Source organism: Buttiauxella cochleicola (assembly GCF_021283185.1).
GTDB lineage: Bacteria > Pseudomonadota > Gammaproteobacteria > Enterobacterales > Enterobacteriaceae > Buttiauxella > Buttiauxella massiliensis.
In genome coordinates this window covers 1-22361 of sequence record NZ_JAJSOS010000010.1, presented here as the reverse complement: position 1 = coordinate 22361, position 22361 = coordinate 1, and the positions used below count along the sequence as shown (strand labels likewise).

At 52.6% G+C, this 22361-nt stretch carries 7 protein-coding genes, 1 other RNA gene and 2 pseudogenes; 3 read left to right on the top strand and 7 right to left on the bottom strand.

The features are described from left to right. The first annotated feature begins 19 nt into the window (after positions 1 to 19). A pseudogene (locus LVQ76_RS15790) lies at positions 20 to 1140 on the top strand (IS3 family transposase). 30 nt (positions 1141 to 1170) lie between these two features. Here the strand turns inward: LVQ76_RS15790 and LVQ76_RS15785 are convergent. From LVQ76_RS15785 to smpB, 7 genes and pseudogenes are all read right to left on the bottom strand, one after another. Beyond that, positions 1171 to 1869, bottom strand: a pseudogene (locus tag LVQ76_RS15785) (integrase domain-containing protein); the annotation flags it as partial. A gap of 204 nt (positions 1870 to 2073) precedes the next feature. After that, positions 2074 to 2436: a transfer-messenger RNA gene (ssrA, locus tag LVQ76_RS15780) on the bottom strand. Between the two features lie 57 nt (positions 2437 to 2493). Beyond that, positions 2494 to 3657 (bottom strand): HlyD family type I secretion periplasmic adaptor subunit, encoded by a 1164-nt coding sequence (locus tag LVQ76_RS15775; protein WP_232866675.1) that lies wholly within the window; start codon positions 3655 to 3657, stop codon positions 2494 to 2496. 7 nt (positions 3658 to 3664) lie between these two features. Further along, positions 3665 to 5851 carry a type I secretion system permease/ATPase gene (locus tag LVQ76_RS15770; protein WP_232905251.1) on the bottom strand — a complete coding sequence of 729 codons (2187 nt, stop codon included), beginning with the start codon at positions 5849 to 5851 and terminating at the stop codon, positions 3665 to 3667. Further along, the gene (locus LVQ76_RS15765) at positions 5848 to 7254 is read right to left on the bottom strand and encodes a TolC family outer membrane protein (protein ID WP_232905252.1); all 1407 of its coding nucleotides are present in this window, start codon (positions 7252 to 7254) and stop codon (positions 5848 to 5850) included. Before LVQ76_RS15765 ends, LVQ76_RS15770 begins: the two co-directional genes overlap by 4 nt. Before the next feature lie 225 nt (positions 7255 to 7479). Next, positions 7480 to 20067 carry a BapA/Bap/LapF family large adhesin gene (locus LVQ76_RS15760; protein WP_232922026.1) on the bottom strand — a complete coding sequence of 4196 codons (12588 nt, stop codon included), beginning with the start codon at positions 20065 to 20067 and terminating at the stop codon, positions 7480 to 7482. A 792-nt stretch (positions 20068 to 20859) separates the two neighbouring features. Continuing rightward, positions 20860 to 21342 (bottom strand): SsrA-binding protein SmpB, encoded by a 483-nt coding sequence (gene smpB, locus LVQ76_RS15755; RefSeq protein ID WP_064513222.1) that lies wholly within the window; start codon positions 21340 to 21342, stop codon positions 20860 to 20862. A gap of 154 nt (positions 21343 to 21496) precedes the next feature. On the opposite strand from smpB, the gene LVQ76_RS15750 reads away from it, so the two are divergent. Together LVQ76_RS15750 and LVQ76_RS15745 are read left to right on the top strand one after the other, a co-directional pair. Then, on the top strand, positions 21497 to 21934 hold the full coding sequence (locus LVQ76_RS15750) for a type II toxin-antitoxin system RatA family toxin (RefSeq protein WP_034457334.1): 438 nt from the start codon (positions 21497 to 21499) through the stop codon (positions 21932 to 21934). Beyond that, positions 21924 to 22214 carry an RnfH family protein gene (locus LVQ76_RS15745; protein WP_232905254.1) on the top strand — a complete coding sequence of 97 codons (291 nt, stop codon included), beginning with the start codon at positions 21924 to 21926 and terminating at the stop codon, positions 22212 to 22214. Before LVQ76_RS15750 ends, LVQ76_RS15745 begins: the two co-directional genes overlap by 11 nt. Positions 22215 to 22361 lie beyond the last annotated feature (147 nt).

Sequence of the window (22361 nt, the reverse complement as noted above, 5' to 3'; positions counted from 1 at the left end):
GCAACGTGAGGACATCCCCATGAAGAAGCGTTTTTCCGACCAACAGATCATCAGTATTCTCCGCGAGGCTGAAGCCGGGGTATCTGCCCGTGAGCTCTGCCGCAAGCACGCCATTTCCGATGCCACGTTTTACACATGGCGTAAGAAGTATGGCGGTATGGAAGTGCCTGAGGTTAAGCGCCTGAAGTCGCTTGAAGAAGAGAACGCCCGACTCAAGAAGCTGCTCGCCGAAGCCATGCTCGATAAGGAGGCGCTTCAGGTGGCTCTTGGGCGAAAGTACTGACGACAGACCAGAAGCGGTAAGCCGTGGAGTTGATGTGTGGAGCGACCGGTCTGTCGCAACGTCGTGCCTGCAGGCTGACAGGTTTGTCCCTGTCGACCTGCCGCTATGAAGCGCAGCGTCCGGCGTCGGATGCGCATTTATCAGGGCGCATCACTGAACTGGCGCTTGAACGCAGGCGTTTTGGTTACCGGCGCATCTGGCAGTTACTGCGTCGGGAGGGCGTTCACGTCAATCACAAGCGGGTATACCGCATTTACCACCTTAACGGCCTGAGCGTAAAACGCAGACGACATCGTAAAGGGCTGGCGACCGAGCGGTTTCCCCTTCTGCGCCCAGATGGGCCGAACCTGACTTGGTCGATGGATTTCGTCATGGACGCACTGGCCACCGGTCGCAGGATCAAGTGTCTGACCTGCGTGGATGATTTCACGAAAGAGTGCCTGACGATTACCGCCGCTTTCGGGATTTCAGGCGTGCAGGTCACGCGTATTCTGGACAGCATTGCACTGTTTCGCGGCTATCCGGCGACGATAAGAACCGATCAGGGGCCGGAATTTACCTGCCGCGCATAGAATCAATGGGCCTTTAAGCATGGCGTGGAGCTGCGACTTATCCAGCCGGGCAAGCCGACCCAGAACGGATTTATTGAGAGTTTTAACGGACGCTTTCGCGATGAATGCCTGAATGAGCACTGGTTCAGCGATATTGTTCACGCCAGGAAAATCATTAATAACTGGCGACAAGATTATAACGAGTGCCGTCCTCATTCATCGCTGAATTACCAGACTCCAGCTGAATTTGCAGCTGGCTGGCGAAACGGGAAATATGAAGAAAAACCAACCGACATTACTAACTGAAGGTTGTATCTAATCCTGGGGGCAGATCAGTAGGATAATGTTGGCGGTACGCATGGTCTGCATGAGTTGCGGTAGCTGGTGTGGACGTATACTTGGCATGTTCTTTTTCTGAGGCTTCTCAAATGCCTTGCCAATATTGACACTGGGGACAGCATCAATCAGACCTGTGTTTTGAGCATAAACCATGACCTCATTGATTCGTTGGCACAGGCGACGGACGGTTTCCAGTGCTCCTCTGGCCTGAACCGGTTGAACTGCCTGAACCAGAGTATGGGCTTTAATATCTGTAATACTGATATCGCCAATCGCTGGTAAAACATCTCTCTCCAGCGAGCGCCAGATATCTTCTGCGTAGTCCTCGGTCACACTGGTTTTCTTCACATTCCACCAACGTTCAGCTACGAGTTGGAAAGTGTTGGTTTTGGCTTCAAGCGAACTGCGGAGTTGTTCTTGCTGATGCTCCTGAGGATCGATTTGTTTTGCGAGGAGAACGCGAGCCTCTGCCCGGTAGCTTCGAGCATCGGCAAGTGTGACTGACGGATAGGGGCCAATGCTCTTCTTCGCCCGCTTCTTGGTGACAGGACGAATGTAGCGAAACTGCCAGATTTTACTGCCACTTGATTTGATGAGTAGCTCAAGGCCATCGCCATCATAGAGAACGTAGTCCGCTTCCTTGGGTTTGGCGGATTCGATTTCTTTGACTGATAAAGGTTTGGTTTGTCTTGCCATTGCCGGGTTTCCATAGTTTTAGGCACCTCAAAAACAATAATGCTTTATGAGGTGCCTAACAAGGTGCCTAAAAGGTTCGGATTTAATTAGTTTGCTTCAGACTTCCCAGGACAAATTGAAGGCACAAAAAAGCCCGCAGGGCTTGTGCCATGCGGGCTCTTTAGACTTAATCGGATGACTCTGGTAATCATCGATTGAAGATTTTGGTGGAGCTGGGGGGAGTTGAACCCCCGTCCGAAATTACTACGCCGTCGGTACTACATGCTTAGTCTATCTTTACATTCGCCGGGCAACTGCGGGTAGACACGCCATTACCAAACTATCCTGATTAGTTTTAGTGCTTCAACCCCAGGCAAGGTTTACACACGATCTCTTTTGGGTTTGACTTCTCTTGATCCCCGTCTTAAGAGCGGAAGCTAGGGAGAGAAGGCTCTAAGCAGGGTATTAAGCTGCTAGTGCGTAGTTTTCGTCGTTTGCGACTATTTTTTTGCGGCTTTTTACGAGGCAAACCGCCCCTCGGCATGCACCTTGGGTTTCGCGAATCCCGTCGAATCCAGAATCAGCCCCACAAGTGTTTTGTAAGTATAACAGAGTTGTAGCTTCACTGACTACCCCTCATCCCTCTTAACGCTCGCGCAGAGCTTCCCGGGCGCGGTTAAAGGGTTTAATCAGGTAATCGACGATGGTTTTTTGCCCTGTTTTGATGTCGACGGTGGCGACCATACCTGGCGAAATTGAAAAATGGTGTCCGGCTTTGTTCACCAGGTAGTCCTGTTGGGTGCGTATAAATACCCGGTAGTAGACGATTTCAGGCTTAACTTTGTCCTGAATGGTATCCGGGGAGATAGTTTCCACCTCGCCTTCTAAGCCGCCGTAAATGGCGTAATCGTAGGCGGTGACTTTTACCAGCGCGCGTTGGCCCGGGTGGATAAAAGCAATGTCGCGCGGGGAGAGACGAGCCTCAATCAGTAGATGGTCATCAATCGGGACGATTTCCATCATTTCCCCGTTGGGGGGGATTACGCCGCCAATGGTTGTCACCTGGATATTTTTTACGATACCGCGCATCGGCGAGCGCACGGTCATACGGCTAACCGAATCTTCCCGGCCTTTGATAATGGCAGATAGCATGTCGACTTCGGCGTTTGCTTTGGAAAGCGCCTCGCGCGCTTGCACATAATATTGTGAGCGCAGGTCGGTGATTTTCAGTTGCAGGTCGCTTTTTTGCCGCTGGAGGCGCAGCACTTCTACATTACTGGCGGCACCGCTTTTTGCCAGGCGCTGAGTTATCGCCAGCTCTTTGTTAACCGACACCAGCGCATCTTGTATATCCGCTGTAGAGTCATTGAGTTGTGCGCGGCGGCTTTTATACAGGCGCATTTCAGAAGCGGTGAGGTCCGGCCAGGCTTTGAGAGAATCAGGGAAGACCAGCGGGAGATCGCTCACTTCCGCATTAAGTCTCACGCTGGAGGCAAGCGATGCGCGATAACGTGCGGCACTTTCGCCAACATTTGACTCTGAACGGGTGGGGTCAAGCCGGGCAACAATTTGCCCAGCCTGAACTTTGTCGCCTTCATGTACTAACACTTCGGTGACAATACCGCCGTCGAGCGACTGGAGTATTTGTTCGCGTGAACTGGGGACGACTTTCCCTGTCCCCGTCGAAACCTCATCAAGGGTGCCAAACCATGCCCAGACGCCGAGCAATATAAACAGTAAAACGCTGAGGGTGATAATGCGGCTTGCACCGGAAAACTCACTTTCCCGCTGAATATCGGGGTCGTCGATGGCGACATCACGCTGACTGGTTTTCATTTTTCCACTCCCGTCCGTTTGCTTGCGCGGCGGCGCGGCTGTTACTCAGTGCCTGCGCCTTTGGTGCATCCATCACCAGTTGTCCTTCCTTCAGAACCAGTACACGTTCTACCAACTCCAGCATCGGCACCCGGTGTGTGGCGACTATCAATGTGCGATTACCGAGCCATTGCCCCAGGCGCTGAATAAATTCGCGTTCGGTATGGTCATCAAGGGAAGCTGTGGGCTCATCGAGCAACACAATATTGGGTGAGCGTAATAACATGCGGGCCAACAGGATTGACTGACGCTGGCCGCCCGACAGCCCGGTGCCGCCTTCCATAATGGCGTGGTCGAGCCCTTTTGGCAGGTGCTTAACAAAGTTGCCTGCGCCGCTAATTTCAAGCACCTCGAAGATGGCTTCATCGCTGGCATGAGGTGCGCCAAGGGTAAGGTTTTCACGTAGCGTGCCGTAAAACAGCCGAGCGTTCTGGCTCAGGAAACCGATATTGCGCCGCAAATCAGCCATATCAATTTGCGTCATGCTCAGATTGTCGAGGCGCACGTCTCCACTGACTAAATCGACGCCGCCAGCTAAAGCCTGCAAGAGCGTGGATTTACCCGCGCCGTTACGGCCCAATACTGCCACTCTTTCACCTTGTTGGATCTCTAAACGAGTGATGCGTAGAGGAATGCGTTGGTCGTCGCTGTGGTAGCGAAACTGCGCGTTTTCAAACAGGTAATGGCCGTGAAAGATATCCTGGTGAACGAGGCTTTCGTCGCGCTGAGTTTCCACAGGCAACTGCATAATACTGTCCAGCCCTTGTTTCGCGGCTTTGACTTGTTGCCAGCGAGCGAGCACGCCGCACAGGTTTGCCATAGGCGCGATCATGCGTGACGCGAGCATAGAGGCGGCAACCATTGCACCGGTTGTCATATCGCCTTCAATGACCAGCGGCGCGCCAAACAGAATCACCGCCGCATACACCAGGCTTTGAATGGTTATTCCCCAGCTAATCAAACCTTGTGAGAGTTGGCGAGTGCGCAGACCGGATTCCGCCGTAATGCGGATGTAGCTGTTCCACTGCTGCAAAAAGCGGTTTTCCGCCTGCATTAGTTTTATATCTTCCAACCCTTGCACACTCTCTACCAATACCGCATTGCGTAAGGTGGATTCATGCGCCGACTGGTTGGCAAGCATGGCCAATTTTTTTTGCAGCAGAATGCCTGGTAACACCATCAGAACAGCAGCGACGGGGGCTATCCACGCCAGTTGTGGCGCGATGATCGCAAGAACGATGATAAACATGAAAAAGAACGGTAAGTCGACGATCGTCGAGATCGTCGACGATGTGATCATTTCGCGGATCTGTTCTAGCTCGCGAAGCTGAGAAATAAAGCTGCCGGTGGATCGGGGAACCGCGCTGTTACGCAGGCGCAGCGCATGGCTGAAAACGCGGTCAGAAACGCGCATATCTGCACGTTTGCCGAGTACATCCATAATATGGCCACGAGCCACGCGCAGTAAAAAACCAAATACCACCGCCAGCATCACACCGGAGGCGAGCACATAAAGGGTCGGATAAGATTGCGCGGGGATCACCCGGTCGTAGACCTGCATCGAGAAGATAATGCCCGAAAGCGACAACACGTTGACGAGGAACGCCGCGAACATCACCGGGCCGTAGGGCCGCCAATCTTGCATCACCAATTGTTTTAGCCAGTCCGGACTAAAGCGCGAAATATACGCATCTACACGGCTATCTTTTAATGCCGAAAGTGGGCGCAGGGCGGCAACAAAGCGGATTTGCGGCAGGAGTTCACTGAGTGCCACCCGGTTGGTCTGGCGTTCGTTATCAATCACGCAGATATCAACGGTATCCTCACCGTCAAAATGTTCAATAACCGCCAGTTGCCCATTTTTTAAGTCCACGATAACGGGCAGTCTCCATTGCGCGATAGCGAGTTCAGGGGCGCTTAATAGATGAAAAGAGAGCCCCGCCTGGCGTGATAACTGTGTCAGGGCCGAAAGCAGGCCCTTATCTTTAAACCACGGCGCGTTAGCCTGAATAGTGCCTGGCGAACATACAACGCGATAGTGAGCAGCAACATGGCTGATGGCATGCGCCCAGTTGCTCAGTGCTTGTTCGGTAAGTCGTTCATCAACGGGTGGGGGGATGTTGCTCATGGCTGGATCTCCAGTGACTGGATGGTGCGATGTTCCAGACCAAATGCATTGCGTAACCGGCCGCTGTTATACAGGCAGTTGAGCTGCAATTGATGAAGTTGACTGAGTGTCTGCTGCTGAGCGAAACGCGCCTGGAAGACTTCCTGTTCGGCATTGAGCACATCAAGCAATGGGCGCGAGCCTAAACCGAGATATTGTTGTTGGTACAACTCGCGCGTCTGCGCACTCAACTCTTCCTGGCGTTGTAAAACCTGAATTGCCCCCATCAGGCCAAGAGCCTGGCTACGCGATTCCATAAGCTTCTGGCGAATATCAAGGCGTGTGCGCTGAACGCCAGATTGCGCCGCTTCAACCGCATGGCTTGCGGCATTGCGCCGTGCCGTGAGTCCACCACCCTGGTAAAGCGGCATTTCCACTTTGATAAACGCGGAGTATTGGGTGCGATCCAACACTTCGTGGCTGGCGTATTTATCATTCAGATAGTGCTGAACCTGCGGTTCGAGAGAAATCGTCGGTGTCATTTGCGCGTTGGCATAATCGAGATTCGCCTGCGCAACACTTGCCTGTGCCCAGGACGCCAGAACGGCAGGTACTAAGCGGTCGTCCGGTTTGGCAACATCGCAGCTTTTGCCGAGCTTATCGGGGAATTCGTTGCTGATACCGTTGAGGCTATTCCATCCCAACCAGCTCATTAATGTGGCCTGGGAGCTGTCGAGATTGGCCTGATATTGAATCAATTGTGAACGCGCGGACTCAATACGGGCATTGGTTTGCACCACGTCTGACATTGACGTGGCACCTTCATCGTTACGCTGCTGGGTTAAATGGCCTATCGCGCTCAAGGCATCTAACTGTTCTTTGGCAATATCGACCATTTGCTGCCACATCTGCACCTGAACCATGGCGACGGAGGTATCGTGGCCGACGTTATCAATGCTCACCAGCACGTTCGCCTGTTCCTGCGCAACGCCCGCGCTTTCGGCGCGCACCTGGCTTGAGACTTTGCCGAAGTCATAGAGCATCTGCGAAACCGACAGCACCAGCGACGGGCTAAATCCGCTGTCGGTGTAGCCGTTACTGTAGCCATTGTTCATGCCCGCCGTAACCTGCGGATAGTATTTTGATTTTGCGACGTTGACTTGTTCCGACTGCCCGGCGAGTTTGCCGATGGCTTCATGAATGCTTGGGTGCCAGGTCACCGCGCGATTAACCGCATCGTTGAGGGTGAGTGTGCCGGGAGCAGGGGCGTTTAGCGGCAGAGAAGAAGAGCCGTCAAGAGAGGGGAGTTCATGCTGTTGAGCAAGTCCCTCAGGCGTAATGAATTGTTGAGTATCATCGGCATACGTCTGGGCTACACACAGGCTGCATGCCAGCCATAGAGCGACAGGCTGTAATCTTCCCATAATTTATCCCTATTAAATGTATACCCTTCATACTTCAAGTTGTTGGTGCGTTGGCTGCTCGCCTTCGCCCCAGTCATATAGTTATCTATGCTCCTGGGGACTCACGCGCTTGCCGCCTGCCTACAACTCAAATTATTTTGGGTATAGCTATTGTTTTTTTGGTATGCCACGAACATTAATCCACCATTTTCCCGGGCGTCTTTGCGCCCGGGTTATTCCTGGCTATCAGGTAATAATGTGGTTCTGCTGCACCAGCTCATCGAGCGTGACGTGTGTGCTCTCCAGTGTGACCAGTTGGGTTGGGTTGTGCGTTGCACCTGTACCGTCGCGGTCGATAGAGATAACCGTGCTGGTACCGTTGTAACTGACGCTCAGATAGTTAGCGATATTGGATGTTGCCGGGTTCCAGCCGGTAAGCAGGTCGTGGATATTGATTTTGTCGCCATCCGCCATATGGAAGTCCTTCCAGGTATCAGCACCATTGCCACCCGTCGAATTTGCGCTGTTTAGCAGGTGATAAACCAGCGTGTCGCCATAGGCCGAGCCGGTTATCACATCGCTTTGCGCGGTGCTGACAAACTGCGGGTTCATGTTGATGGTTAACGTGGCGCTGTCGGAATGGCCGTTCTGGTCATTCAGGGTGTAGGTGAACGTTTCTTTGGTCGTTATCGACGCCGGGTTAATCCCGTTGTTAAGCGTGTAGGTATACGCTCCGTCGATGCCGATTTGCAGCGTGCCGTAATGCCCCTGAATCGTGGCGGTGGCGCTGCTGTTGGTCAGTGGGTTAAGCGTAGTGGTCGTGCCGTTGAAGCCAGTAATACTGAGCAACGTGTGAACGGTACCCAACTGGTCAATCGCACCGGAAGAGTCTGTGCCATCGTACAAATTGCCGTGGACGGTACTGACGCCCTGCGTTAGATAATTATCCAGATCAATGGTGGTACCGGTGACGGTTGGGGTTATGGTGACCTGGCCTGCCGCCAGTGCCCCCATACTCCCGGTGTAGTTCAGCGTATAGGTGCCAGCCTGCAGATCCAGCCCGGCCAGGTTAATGTCTGCCACGCCGCCTAATAACAGACCGCCACTGATTGTGCCGCTTCTTATCACGGTTCCTGCGCTGTTGGTGATATTCCAGTCAACATTTAAACCGCCCAGTGACAACACCGATTGCACGGTAAAGTGCAAAGCGGGGTTGTGCAGAACATCGTTGGTGCCGACGACGAAAGTCCCTGAGCCACTACCGGATGATGAAGCCAGCAGTTTTGCCTGCCACGACGCTGAACCCACCGTGGTATCGGAGTAGCTGGCGGTGGTTTGTGCGGTGTTGATGAGCATCGCCGTGCTGATATCGTCAATCGCATTAACCGGCGTCGGCGTCGCCGTGACGTTCAGCGATGCGGTGTCGGTGTCGCCATTTGGTGCGGTGACCGTGTAGACAAAACTGTCCGGTGTTTTGATGCTGTCAGCGCCGACACCCGCATTCAGTTTGTAGGTGTAGTTGCCGTTGGCATCAATGGTCAGTACTCCATATTCGCCATTGATTGTTGTCGTTCCTGTTGCGGCAATGGAAACGCCGTTCACCTGGGTGATATGGCTACCCACGGGGGAAATATCATCCTGCATGACGTTACCGTTCGTCGTGGCGCTTAGGCTTTCCACAGCATACGTATGATCTTGCAGGATATTCAGCGTATAGCCCGTCAGCACCGACACGCCACTGGCGTTATTGAGCAGGAACAGATATTCACCGCCCGGTAGCGTTAACGTTAATTGCCCCGATGTACCGCCCAGCAGCGGGGCAGTAAGCCAGGTTTTTTGTACCTGGTACTGTTCAAACTGCTGGGTGACGTCGTTGAATTTGTAGATATACAAATCGAAGGTAGACAGTAAGGCCACCCCGCCAACACTGGCCTGTAACGTCATGGTGCGCGTGGAGCCATCATCGACATCAAAGATAATCGGGTTAGCCATATTGGCCAGCACGTCCGCGTTCAGCACATTCCCCAGCCCAACAGAAACCACCGAGAAGCCACTTTGCTGCGATGCGCCGTGGTTTACCGCTTCCACATCGGTGCTGTAGGTCAGTGCCGCGGTGTTATCCGTTGCCGTTACGCTGCTGGCTGGCGCGCCATTACCGAGTGTGACCACCAACTGAGCGGTGTCGCTGATACCGTTTTGGGAGATGGTGTAGTTGAAGTTTTCGGTGTGCCCGAGTACTGCCGCCGTGGTGTTATTCAACGTGTAGGTGTAACTGCCGTTCTGGTTGATATGCAGAGTACCGTACAACCCATTGATATCAGCGCCACTCGCGCCAACAGCCAATACTTGCCCCTGCGCGTTAGTGACCGATGTGACAACCGTACCTGCCGGTGCGGTATCCTGCCCACCGCTCGGGTCGATATCTGTTATGACATTCCCCTGATGCGATGTTTCACCCGTCACAACACCCGGGCCAACTTGCTCAACGGCGACGTCGAGACTGGTTAGTGAACCGGTCGCCAGAAGATTAGTGTTGTAACTCAGCACACGATAAGTGCCTTCAGGCAGGTTATCGATTTTGAACGTAATGCCGCTGGCCCCAATGGTTAACAGGTTGGCAAATTGTGCCTGCGATGAGTCGTAAACAGTGGTCCATGTACCGGTGCCGGAATCGAACCGTTGAACGGCCACTTCCAGCGAATTGAGCAGCGTCAGCACTATGCCGGTTGCGGCAGCTTCAATCGTGATATTCCCGGTTCCTGCGCCAACGTTAAACTGGACCTGCGCCGTGTCACTGCCGAGCACCTGTACTGAGTTGCCCAGCGCACCGACTAACAGAACGCCATAGTCGTTGTAATGGACCGGTGGCGAGACAGTCGCAGTGCTGCTCAGTGCCAAATCGATAACGTTGTCATTGGCGGCCAGTGGCAGATCCGGCGCGGTCGCCGTAATGACCGGCGATACGTTGCCTGCTGCATCCGTGGCTTTGATGGAAAGAATTTCACCGTCAATCTGGCGCGTGGTGAGCGGAGCCGTCCAGGCACCGCTACCGTTGGTGGTCGCCGTGATGGTGGTGACGCCGTCTGCCAGAGTGACAGTGACGGTGCTGTTGGGTTCGGCGGTGCCGCTTATCGTATTGCCATCGACACTGACGGTCGCGGTTGGTGCCAGCGGTGCGATGGTGTCAACGATGACGGTGACCTGGGCGGACGGGCTACCGGTGCCGTTAACGTTGGTCGCGGTGGCCGTGAAGTTGTGTGAACCTTCGGTCAGTGCAGATGGGATATAGCTCCAGGTCCCGTTCGTCGCAACGGTGCTGCCCATCAATACGCCATTGTTATAGATGTTTACGGTTGCACCGATATCAGCCGTTCCGTTGATAGTTGGCGTGGCATCGTTGGTACTTTGCCCGTTAGCCACGGTTCCGGTCACAGGCGCTGCATCATCCAGGATGCTGGTGATCACCGGCACGCCAGGTAATGCGGTATTTGGCGCAGTAAATCCTGCAGAAGTACCGACGTTACCCGCGACATCCTGGGCAAAGGCAAGCAGAGCCTGTGAGTTGGTTTGCGCAGGCGTAATTGCCACGCTGAAGCTACCTGTACCGTCAGCTGTTGCTGTTCCGAGGACGGTTCCGCCGCTGGTGGTAATGGTCACCGTGCTACCCGCTTCAGCAGTCCCTGTTACGGTCGTGCCTGTCGCGTTAACGGCTAATCCAGTTGGTGCACCCGGCGCTGTGGTATCAACCACAATCGATGACGACTGCGAAAGGGCGCTGGTGTTGCCCGCAAGGTCAGTTGCGGTAACGGTAAATGAGTGGCTTCCTTCGGACAGTGGCTGCGTTGGGGTATAAGCCCACGCGCCGGTGCCGCTGGCGGTGACGTTGGTAACAAATACACCTTTGTCATAAATAGCGACGGTCGATCCGGCTTCAGCCGTACCGTTAAGTGTTGGCCGACTGTCATTGGTTGCCTGGTTGTTGGCGAGAGGGTTGTTAAATACCCCTGCTGCTACATCATCAACAATCGAAGTGATAACTGGTGTCGTTGGCGGGGTGGTATCGACCGTTATCGCAAACCCTGCTGATGCGGTACTGACGTTACCCGCAGCGTCCGTGGCGGTGATGGTGAACGTATGTAAGCCCGCGGCAAGCGGAGTGGTCGGAGTAAACGTCCAGTTACCGCCAGCAGGAACCGTTACAGTGCCAATCGGTGTGCCACCATCGAGGATGGTAATGGTTGTGCCCACTTCACCCGTGCCGCTGATCGTTGGGCGCGCATCGTTAGTGACTTGCCCATTCGTGAGGTTGGCGTTAAAGGCGCCGCCTGCCACATCGTCATACACAGTTGACAGCGCAGGCGTTACCGGTGTGCTGGTATCGATAGTCAGCGTAAAGCTGCCAGAGACTGCCCCGATATTACCCGCTGCATCAGTGGATGTTGCCGTAAAGACATGTTCTCCATCGAGCCGGGCTGGTGGTGTATAGCTCCAGGTGCCCGTCGGGCTGGCAGTAACTGTGGCGAGAAACACGCCATTGTCGGAAATACTCACTATCGAGTTGGCTTCTGCCGTCCCGCTCAGCAACGGCGTGTTGTCGTTGGTCGACTGCCCATTGACCAGTGCGCCGGTGACCGGGCCGACATCATCAAACGCCTGAATAACAATCGGTGCCGTTGGTGCAGCCGTATCGACGACGATATTGAAAGTATTAGACAGTGAGCTGACGTTGCCCGCGCTATCCGTTGCGGTGACGGTAAATGCGTGGTTGCCGTTAGTCAGTGGTGAACCCACTGGTGGCGTAAAGTTCCATGTGCCGTCTGTGGCGCTGGCGTTAACAGTGCCGATTATGCTGCCGTTGTCGTAAATGGTAATAGTGGTACCCGCTTCCGCTGTTCCGCTGATCAGTGGCAGGGTGTCATCAGTGGATTGGCCGTTGGTTAAATCACCTTTTTCAGTACCCACATCGTCTGCAATATTGGTAATAGCAGGAGTACCCGGTGCGGCCAAATCAACCACCACGTTAAAGATGGCCGATGGCGCACTTACGTTGCCTGCGGCATCTGTTGCGGTCACGGTCAGATTATGTGAACCGCTACTTAACGCTGTTGGTGGGGTAAAGCTCCAGGTGCCACCAGAGCCAACAGTTGCGGTGCCAAGCGGAGTAGGGTTACTGCCATCGTAAATTTTGATGGTAGAACCCACTTCTCCCGAACCGGTGATAGCAGGGCGCGTCTCGTTGGTCGGCTGGCCACTGGTGATCGGCCCAATATTTGGCGCGGTGTTGTCGGTAACCGTAACAATTAATGGTGCGGTTGGGGCTACGGAATCTACAACGACCGTGAAGACCGAAGATGGGTTACTGATATTTCCTGCCGCGTCAGTGGCGGTGACGGTCAGGTTATGGCTGCCCTGGCCGAGTGCGTGCCCACTGTCTGGTGTGAATGACCAGTCACCGGTTGGACTTGCGGTGGTCGTGCCGAGGACGGTAGTGCCATCTTTGATCGTGATTATCGCGTTCGCTTCACTGGTGCCGCTGATGGCAGGCTGTGTATCTTTGGTGAGTTGACCGTTGGTCAGAGGGTTGTCGACACCTACTTGAGTCTGATCATCTACAACCAAAGTAATGGCAGGCACCACCGGAGATGCTGTATCAATGACGGCATTAAAGGTGGTTGCCGTGCTGACGTTGCCCGCTGCATCCGTGGTGATAATGGTCAGATTGTGGCTGCCATCAGTTAGCGCTGGGTTCGGGGTGAAGTTCCAGTTACCTGTGCTATCAACCAGGGCAGTACCGATAACCTTACCGTTTTCACTAATGGTGATAGTGGAATTCGGCTCGGCTGTTCCAGTAAAGGTTGGTGTGTTGTCATTGGTCGGTACGCCAGAAATGACTGGAGCAGGTGTTCCTACGTTGTCAGTGACACTGCTGATCACAGGCGCTGTTGTGAGCGTATCAACGTTTACCGAGAAGCCAGCAGAAGGTGCGCTGACATTACCGGCCGCATCAGTTGAAGTGATGGTTATCGGATGCAAGCCCTGGTCCAAATCGGTTGTCGGCGTGAAGGTCCATGTCCCCCCAGTGCCGACTACGGCGGTACCGATCGGCGTGCCATTATCAAGGATCGTGATAGTTGAACCAACCTCACCGGTGCCTGTGATCGTTGGGCGAGGATCGTTGGTGGCCTGGCCGCTGTTAACGGTTCCAGTAATTGGGGCTACATCGTCGGTGACGGTAGTGATAACCGGAATCGTCGGTGCGGCTGTATCTACGATGACGGTAAAGGCTGGCGACAGGTTGCTGGTCTGAGCGGCAAAGGTCTGGCTGACGGCAAAGGTATGCGAGCCTTGGGCCAGCGCTGCTGGGATCTGGTAGCTCCATGCGCCTAAAGGATCGGCGATCACGGTGGCAACTTCTGTTCCATCAACAAAGATATGAACAGTTGCGAGAGATGCAGCGTTTGAGCCACTCAGTGTCGGCGTGGTGTCATCGGTTGTTTTTCCGTTGGCGATATCTCCGCTAACGGTACCTACGTTATCCACAACATGGTCAATGGTTGGTGGTTGAAGGGCGAGTGAGAGAGTTGCATTAAAGTTTGCTGATGGGCTTTGGTTTCCTGCAACATCCTGCGCTATAGCGACCAGCGCGGTGCCTGGTAACTGGGCAGGCGACAAAGTGATAGCCCATTTTCCATCGGCATCAGCGATGCCACGGCCCAGTTCCGTTGTACTGTTCCTGATGATGACAGTACTGCCAGCTTCGGCAGTACCGCTGACAACTGTGTCACCAGGGACTAAAACAGTTGGAGCCAATGGCGCAACAGTATCAATGTGTAAAAGAATGGGGTTCGTTGATGCCACCGTATTCCCGACAGCATCGGTAGCACTAAAGGTAAACGTATGATCGCTTACGCCTGTCGGGAGTGCTGTCGTTGGCGTGATGGTCCAGGTGCCGTCTGTACCCACAATTGCGGTGCCAATTGCCGTGGTTCCACCGTTGTCGTAAATAGAAACGGTACTGCCAGCAGTGCCTGTACCTTTGAATGTCGGAGTCGTATCGTCGGTATAGCTGCCATTCACCAATGGCGTTTGAATCGTACCGACATTATCAACAACTTCTGTCACAACCGGGGCGGTGAGCGGCGTGGTGTAGACCGTCAACGTAAAGTCTGCGGAAGAAAGGCTGATGTTACCTGCAGCATCGGTTGCCGTTGCAGTAATTTTCTGCTGACCGTCCTGAAGCGTTGTTGTTGTAATCGTCCATGTTCCGCCAGATACCGTTGTGGTCCCGATAACTGTGCTGCCGCTATACAACGTAATGGTATCGCCATCTACACCAGTGCCATGGAATGTCGGCGTGTTGTCGTCTGTCACTCCTCCGGTTGACAGCGAAGCCTGGACTGGGCCGACGTTATCGTCAGCAGAGACGATGGTTGGGGCAGCGGATGCTGCGGTATCCAGGGTGAAAGCAACCGAGCCAGACGGCAGGCTTTTGTTACCCGCAGCATCAGATTCGATAACACTAATTGAATGGTTTTGCCCGGAGATAGGCGTTTGCGGCGTAAAGCTCCAGGAACCATCCGCCCTGACAGTCGTCGTGCCAATGTCTGAGCCATTATCGCGAATGGTGATGGTATCGCCCACACTCCCTGTTCCTGAGATGGTTGGTGTGGTGTCGTTGGTGCTGCCACCATTACTGATATTGCCCAGAACGGGGGCCTGGTCGTCAGTGACCACCGGGATGCCCGGAGTGGCTGGCACTGTTGAGTCAACTGTCAGTGTGAAGCCAGCTGAAGGCAGACCGACGTTGCCCGCAGGATCGGTCGCAACGGCGGTCAGGGTATGTGAGGTTTCGCTCAACGCTGGTGAAGGTGTAAATGTCCATGTGCCGCCAGCAGGAACAGTCACCGTACCAATCGGCGTGGTACCACCGTTATCATAAATATTGATTGTTGCCCCTGGTTCGCCACTACCGGTGAGCGTCGGGGTTCCGTTTTGCGTGCTGCCCCCGTTGACCAGTGGCGCTGACTGATTAGCGATTTCACCTTGAGCGCTGATAATTAATGGCGCGCCAGGCGCAGTTGTATCCACAGTCAGGTTATAAGAGGCGGCAGGGCTTGCATTGCCTGCAGCATCGGTGGCGATAGCATTAAGTGTATGTGGCCCTTCGCTCAATGGCTGCGTCGGAGTGATGCTCCATTTCCCATCGGTTCCTATCGTCGCGCTGCCGACAGGAGTCGTGCCATCGTACAGAGTGATAGTCGAACCCACATCCCCGGTGCCGCTCACTTGTGGGCGGGTGTCATCGGTTGCGTTATCTTGGGCCAGCTCCCCTTTGACCGTGCCAATATTATCCTGAACTGAATTAATGACAGGGGTAGCGGGTGGGGTAATGTCCACGTTAATGGTAAACCCGGCTGAAGGGCTCGTGACATTACCTGCAGCATCTTCAGCAACGACGGTAAATGTATGGCTACCAACAGGTAACAATGTTGGGGTGTAACTCCATGTTCCTGACGAATCGACAGTCAGCGTGATGAGCGGTTGTGTGCCATCTAAAAGAGTGAGGATTGAACCGGGTTCACCGGTACCAGTGATCGTCGGAGTTTGATCGTTTGTTGAACCATTATTCAGGACCGGGCCGGTAATTGTTCCTACATCATCGTTGACCAATGTAATAGTTGGTGCCTGCGGCGCGATAGTGTCGACAACCACGTTGAACGAGGCTGCGGGACTTGTGTTATTTCCAGCATCAGTTGCAGTAACTGTCAGGTTGTGTGAACCCTGGGAAAGTACAGTTGTGGGGATAAAACTCCACACGCCCCCGGCACCTGCGGTTGTGCTACCCAACAATAAGCCGTTGTCATAGATCTTCACGGTCGTGCCTTCTTCGGCTGTGCCCTGAAGTTCTGGTTTGCTGTCGTTGGTTGTTTGGCCGCTGGTGAGATCACCCGTGTGATTGGCAAAATCATCAATAACGTGTGTGATAACCGGTACTAATGGTGCTGTTGTGTCCGGGGCATCAACAGGTGCTTTAGGTCCGAGGTTGCCCGCGTTATCTGTTGCTGAAACGCCGAGTATTTCGCCATTGGTTTGTGGTGGGGTAATCGATACGGTAAACGTGCCATCGCCTCCCGCAGTACCAGTTCCCAATTCAACGTTGTTAGCATCGGTAACCTTAACGGTGCTGCCTGGCTCGGCACTCCCGGTGACGACTGTCCCTTCTTCATTTACATGTAAATTTGTTGGGGCATCAGGTGCAGTGTGGTCTTGTGCCACGACGGTAGCACTTGGGCTGGTGTTATGAGCGGCATCAGTTGCAGTAACCAGCAACGGTTGGCCGTTGAGTTGCGCAGGCATGAGCGGGGTAACGTCAAAGTCACCGTTGACATCAGCCGTGCCCGTACCCAATACCATGCCTTTACTGTCTTTGACGGTGACCGTGCTGCCAGGTTCAGCATTACCTGTGACATGTTCGCCATCGGCTGAAACCAATAAATTGGTTGGTGCGAGTGGAGCGGTGTGATCTTCTGCAATAACCGTAGCATTAGGACTTTGATTTCCAGCAGCGTCGGTTGCGGTAGCGCCGAGTGTTTCCCCGTTAAGCTGTGGCGGATCGATGGTAACGCTAAATTTGCCATCAGTGCCGGCTGTAGCACTACCAATAGGGTCACCGTTACTGTCAGTTATGGTGACAGTACTGCCAGCTTCTGCGCTACCGGTGACGATAGTGCCATCGGCCGAGACATCCATACCATTTGGCGCTAGTGGCGCCAGGGTATCAACGACAACGGTAAACGCAGAGGATACGCCGCTGGTACCGCTGCTATTTGTCGCGGTTAAAGTAAAGACGTGTTGGCCGTCGAGTATTGCTGGTGGTGTGTAATTCCAGTGGCCAGTTCCGTTAACCGTCGCGGTTCCAGATAAAATACCGTTGTCATAGATTGTTACGGTACTTCCTATTTCCGCCAACCCGCTTAGCGTCGGGGTTTTATCATCGGTTGATTGCCCGTTGTTTAGCGTGCCGGCTATTGTTCCGGCATCGTCGGTAACGGTGTCCAACTCAGGCACAGTTGGGAATTGAGAGTTAGAGGCAGTAAAAGGCGTATCAGGTCCGGCGTTACCTGCTGCGTCCTGAATATGGGCGCTCAGTGATTCACCGTGTGTCTGCGCAGGAGAGATATTGACAGTAAATGTACCGTCGGTGCCGACTAGTGCCGTACCCAGCAACGTATTACTTGCGTCAAAAATGGCAATTGTGCTGCCCGACTCGGCATGCCCGGTCACCGTTGTTCCGTTCTGGCTAACGCTGTCGATAACCGCGGCTGTTGGTGGTGTGAGGTCAACCGTAAACGTTGGGCCGGTGACGAGCGGGCTTTTATTGCCCGCAGCATCGCTTTGCTGCACTGTCAGTGCATGCTCGCTCTCCGTCAGTGGCGTGCCTGGTGTGAAACTCCATTTACCATCATTACCAACCGCAACCTGGCCAATTTGTACTCCTTTGTCGAAGATCGTAATGGTGTCGCCCGATTCCCCCGTACCGGTAAGCATTGGGCGGGTGTCATTGGTCACGCCATTATTGGCGATAGGTCCCGTAATTGTGCCTACGTCATCCAATAGCTCGGTAATAATCGGGATGCTCGGCGCAGTGTGATCGGGTGCCGTGACGGAGCTTTGCCCACTACTGTTGCCTGCAGGGTCGGTAGCCGTCGCTTCCAGTGTTTCACCGTTGACTTGCGGTGGGGTGATGGTGACATTAAATTTGCCATCAGCGCCGGTTGTAGCACTGCCAATTGGAGCACCATTACTATCGGTTATGGTGACAGTACTGCCTGCTTCGGCACTACCAGTGACATGCGAGCCGTCGTCTGAAACAACCAGATCTGTTGGGGCTGTGGGGGCTGCTGTATCAATTGCAACGGTGAAACCAGACGAGGTTCCGCTGGTGCCACTGCTGTTGGTTGCGGTTAAAGTAAAGACGTGTTGGCCATCAGGCAACGCAGCTGGGGTGAATGCCCAGTGCCCCGTACCGTCAGCCGTCGTGCTTCCGATCGCTACACCTTTGTCATAGATGGTCACTTTTGTTCCAGCTTCAGCCGTTCCGCTTAGCGTCGGGGTTTTATCGTCTGTAGCCTGGCCGTTTGTTAGGTTGCCGGTAATTGTTCCTGCATCGTCAGCAACGGTAACCAGTACTGGCACGGTTGGAAAATGGGAGTTAGATGCATCAAAGTTGGTATCTGGCCCGACATTACCAGCGCGATCATGAATGTTTGCCGTGAGTGTTTCACCGTGCGTCTGAGCAGGGGTGAGGGTAATAGTAAAGCTGCCATTGGCACCCACTACTGAGGTTCCAAGCACAACGTTATTGGCACCTGTAATCGTAACTGTTGTTCCTGGCTCGGCAGTTCCCGTCACTTTGGTGCCATCCTCGCTCACATTCGTGATTTTGGCAGCATCAGGAGGCGTGTGGTCGACGATAAATGTCGGACTGGTCGTTGTTTTACTAACGTTACCTGCAGGATCGGTTTGAATCAGAGTGACGGTGTGATTGCCGTCGGCGAGCGGTTTAGTTGGGGTGAAGCTCCATTTTCCATCACTGCCAACCGTGATCTGAGCGATCTGAACGCCGTTATCAAAGATGGTGACTTTGTCACCTGCCTCGCCGGTGCCGTGGATTATTGGAGCTGTCTCATCGGTATATGTACCGCTAACGATAGATCCTTTGATACTACCGACATCATCTTGTAGCTGATCAACGTCGGGAGACTCGGGTGCTACGGTATCGATGGTAATCGTGTAACTTGGCGAGTGAGTACTTTCACCCTTGGCATTGGTTGCCGTAACACTAAATGAGTGAGAGCCATCAGATAGCGCGGTGGTTGGGGTGTAGCTCCAGTTGCCGCTAGCATCAACGACTGCGGTGCCAATTTCTTTGTCGCCATCATAAATATGAACGGTGGTCCAAGCCTTGCCAGTGCCCTGAAGCGTTGGGGTATTATCGTTAGTAGATTGAGTTTTCGGGACGTTGCTTAGTACTGGTGCGACGTCATCCACCACATTGGTGAGTGTAGGTGCATCCGGTAATGGAATATTAGGTGCAATGACCGTGGCATCAGGGCCTGTGTTTCCGGAAGGATCGGTAGCATGAGCCGTCAGATCTTCACCGCTGATCTGCGGGTTTTTTAGCGGGATAGTGAAAGTGCCATCGCTGCCAGCGGTGCCTTTTCCGATAATTTGACCACTGGGATCTGTAATTGTCACCGTGCTGCCGGGTTCAGCTTTGCCGGTGATCGTTTTACCGTCTGCTGAAACATTTAAATTTGTTGGTGCAGCAGGGGGCGTGGTATCAGTCGACGGCGGTGGAGGTGGATTCGGTCCCCCTGTTTCACCGTCGTTATCCGAATCACCGCCACCACCACCACCACCTGCGGCCAGAGCAATACCCCCAGCAATGGCTACACCACCTAAAACCCACGGCCAAATAGCGGCACCACCATGGTTTTCTGCACCCGTGGCAACCATGAGATCATCAATACTATTGATATGCTCGAAGTGAAAAGCCGAATCTGTATCCTGTACCCACCACAAGGCACCATGGCTGTCTTCAAGCACCAGTTGGTTGCCACCTTGATCGGCGTAAGCATAGAAATTTTTAACGGTAATGACTTCACCGTCACGAAGAGTGATAACCATATCCTGGTTAGTTCGAGCGATGCTGGCAATATCAGAGCGTTCGGCTTTAAGTTCGACAATAGAAGGAGCTGTTAGCGTAATTTCAGAGGCTTCAACATTGTTCGTTACGCCAGTAAGTTTTGAGATGATTGATATTGAACGCATTGTTATCACTCCATTCGGTGTGAACAGGGGTAGACTTTAGAAATGCTTAATCTTGCAAATGATTTCCCCGAGACAAATTGTTATAGCAATCTCACGCATTTATAAAATTTAAGGCGAACGAATCCGTACGTCAGAATATTGACGGCTAACATTATTGATATGTGGTTGCTTTCTACCGGGCTATCACTTTATTTAAATGTAAAATTCATACTTTTGTATCATTTCCATTCGGGGATAATGAAGATATAGACAGGAAAACATGAAAGCGCAAATTAAGGGACCCTGGGTAAATATTTTAGAGTTGGTTAATAAGGTTTTTTTCTAACGAGTCGTCAATGATCCATGAATTTTTGTTATAACTAAAAATAGGTTATTTCGTGGGTTATTTGGTTGATTTTAAAGTTATTTATTTATGTTTGTAAGGTGTGAATGGCCATTTGTTAATGTCCCATTATCTATAATATCATTTCCATTGTATTGGTGTGGTTATTTGTGTGCGGGTAATTAATTGTTTTTTTGTTGAAGTAAAGGATGTTCTTGGGAATCGGTTTTTTTTATAATTTATATATAAAACTGAAAGGGAAAATATGAAAAATATACTGAGGTTTTTCTGAGTAGCACATTTCTAATAAGACCGAGAAATCTATTTTTAAAAAATGATTGCTTACCGGAACTAATTTTTTCGTAGAAGATGTATTTCAGATGAATTATTAATGAAGCATTAGCAAGTGTTAACAGTACTGGCCCTGTGCTGCAAGGACCAGTAAAGATTTCTGAGAGTTAGAGACGTGATTATCGACCAGCGTGTTTCATAATGCGCGCTTTATCCACCGCCCATTCTTTGTCTTTCAGGTCATTACGCTTGTCGTGTTGTTTTTTGCCTTTTGCGACGCCGATTTTTACTTTACACCAGGCGTTTTTCCAGTACATCGACAGCGCTACAACGGTATAACCATCTCGGTTAATACGGCCGTAAAGATTATCCAGCTCACGTTGGTTAAGCAGGAGTTTACGGGTACGCGTAGGGTCACAGACCACATGGCTTGATGCCACGTTTAACGGGGTAAAGTTTGCGCCAAACAGGAAGGCTTCGCCATCGACCAAAATGACGTAGCTGTCACCGATGTTGGCTTTCCCTGCACGTAGCGATTTTACTTCCCAGCCTTGTAGCACGAGGCCCGCTTCAAACTCATCTTCGATAAAGTATTCATGGCGGGCGCGTTTGTTTTGCGCAATGGTGGCTGAACCTGGTTTGAATGCTTTTTTCTTTGTCATAGTGCTGCTCAGTATAAGTAATCCAGGAGTTCAAATACACCCCGCTTCGCTGCGAGGATGAAGGCATATCTTAGCACGGCTCTAGCCTAAGAGTTTTTCTTTGCGTGATGATAAATGTTATTATTTGCCCGTTTTGTGACTCTCAGGAAATGCTATGCCTCAGATTACCCGTACTGCGCTAGTGCCTTACAGCGCGGAGCAGATGTATCAATTAGTGAACGATGTGAAATCTTACCCAGATTTTTTACCAGGTTGCACAGGCAGCCGGGTGATTGACGCGTCGCATGATCAGATGACGGCGGCGGTAGATGTTTCTAAGGCAGGTATCAGCAAGACCTTCACTACGCGCAATACGCTTACAAGCAATCAAAGCATTCTGATGCATCTTGTCGATGGTCCATTTAAGTCATTGATGGGGGGGTGGAAGTTTACGCCGCTGAGCGCTGAAGCATGCCGTATCGAGTTCCAGCTTGATTTTGAATTTACTAACAAACTGATCGAACTGGCGTTTGGCCGTATCTTCAAGGAACTTGCGGGGAATATGGTTCAGGCGTTTACCGTTCGCGCCAAAGAGGTCTACAGTGTCGCCTGAAATTAAGGTCGAAGTCGTTTACGCGCTACCGGAAAAGCAATACTTGCTCAAGGTGCGACTGGCACAAGGCAGCACTGTTGAGCAGGCAATTGCCGAGTCGGGAATTCTCGAACTGCGCACGGATATCGATTTGACAAAGAACAAAGTAGGAGTTTTTAGCCGTCCGGTAAAACTCACCGATACGGTTAATGATGGTGACAGGGTGGAAATTTATCGACCTCTGATCGCCGATCCGAAAGAACTCAGACGCCAGAGAGCTGAAAAGGCTGCCCAGAAGTAGCCAAAAAAAAGGTGCCAATCGGCTAATGCCGATCGTTTAAGGATCAGTTGACCGATCCGGTGGCTCGTGTAAAAAGGGTTCATGCACAACATGGACCCTTTTTAAATGGAACTTTCACAAGCTCTCGGTATTATCAATCTCACTGCC